The organism is Streptomyces sp. NPDC001393, from assembly GCF_053597455.1.
Genome location: NZ_JBSFIH010000155.1, coordinates 1 through 1534, shown reverse-complemented (window position 1 = coordinate 1534; position 1534 = coordinate 1). Strand labels below are relative to the sequence as shown.

1 protein-coding gene and 1 pseudogene are annotated in these 1534 nt (G+C 65.9%); both read left to right on the top strand.

Going from position 1 to position 1534, the window contains the following annotated elements; genetic code table 11:
- Positions 1–357: 357 nt before the first annotated feature.
- Positions 358–1233, top strand: a complete 876-nt coding sequence (locus tag ACWC2T_RS46015; protein ID WP_450676242.1) for a polysaccharide deacetylase family protein — start codon at positions 358–360, stop codon at positions 1231–1233.
- 122 nt (positions 1234–1355) lie between these two features.
- Positions 1356–1534 (top strand): annotated as a pseudogene (locus ACWC2T_RS46010) (esterase); the annotation flags it as partial.

The window sequence follows — 1534 nt, the reverse complement described above, 5'->3', positions numbered from 1 at the left end:
CCCTTCCTCGCCCAGGGCGGCTCGTCCATGGTCGCCAACTGGCTGCTCGTCGCCGTCCTGATCAAGGTCAGCGACACCGCCCGCCGCCCGCCACCAATGCCGATCACGGACGTCAGTGCCGCCGAGACCCAGTTCGTACGGCGGTAAGGCCGCGCACCCTGCGGCGTCTCCACCTGATCCGGGCCGTCATGACTGTCGGCTGTGATGGCCCGCATGGTGCCGGGGGCGATGTCGGCCTTGGTCCTTTTCTCACCCTCCGTTGAACTTCGCCTTTCATGCTACTGAACTTCGCCTTTCATGCCGCGGTTACCTTCCCATCAGAGTCATGGTCAGCTTTGCAGTCAGGAGACCGGTGCGGTGAAGCGACGCAACACAGGCGGCAGGTTCTACGCGCCGCTGGCAAGCGTGCTACTGGCCTTGTCCGTGGGCGGCTGCAGCACGAGCGGCGGCAACGCGACTGATCCGGCGACCACCTCGTCGGCGTCGGCGACCGTCGGCGGCACGCCCGGGACCGCGTCGCACGTCGCGGCCGAGCCTGCCGCCTGGCAGAAGTGGGGCCTGACGCCGCTGCCCCCGGCTCCCGAGCCCCCGGCGGACAAACCCATCAAACTGTCCGCGACCGGCCCGGTCCCGGTCTTCGCGCACGTACCGACATCCCAGAAGGTCGTCTTCATCACCGTCGACGACGGACTGGAGAAGGACCCCAGGTTCATCGAGATGATGCGGGACCTGAAGATCCCGATCACGATGTTCCTGATGAACGACGCCATCAAGTCGGACTACGGGTACTTCAAGCCACTGCAGGCGATGGGCAACCACATCCAGAACCACACCCTGCACCACCCCGCGATGAACACCATCCCACTGGCCCGCCAGAAGCAAGAGGTGTGCGGCGACCAGAAGATCCTCACCCAGCAGTTCGGCACCGCCCCGTTGCTCTTCCGGCCGCCCTACGGGGCGTACAACAGCAACACCAAGATCGCGGTGGGCGCATGCGGGCCGCGCGCGATCGTCTGGTGGCGTGAGTCCATGCAGGTACGCAATTTGCAGTACCAAGACCCGAGCAAGAAGCTGCGTCCCGGTGACATCATCCTCGCTCATTTCCGCGGCCCCGCGGAGCTCAAGGGCGCCACCATGACGGAGATGTTCGCGAATCTGCTCAGGCGCATCCAGGAACAGGGCTTCGCGGTGGCCCGCCTGGAGGACTACATCCAGCCGCCCGCCGGACACTGAACCGACCAGAAATCACTGTGCTCCGCAGCCCTTGCACTTTTGCACATATGAGCCCCGGGCAAGCCGTCGCAATGCAACGCGTGGGCGGCGCCGGGCGGAAAGCGTAGTCAGGAAAACAGTTCATGGGTCTCACGAGCAACAAAGTGCTGATGCTGGCGATCGTCCTCGCCGTGCTGCTGTTCGTCTGCACGGTGTGGTGGTGGCCGCGGCTGGCCAGGCAGAGCTGGCGGGCCGTCAGCGGGCGGGTCGGCCTGCTGCTCACCACCCAGCTGGCACTCTTCGCCTCGGTGGGCCTCGCCGC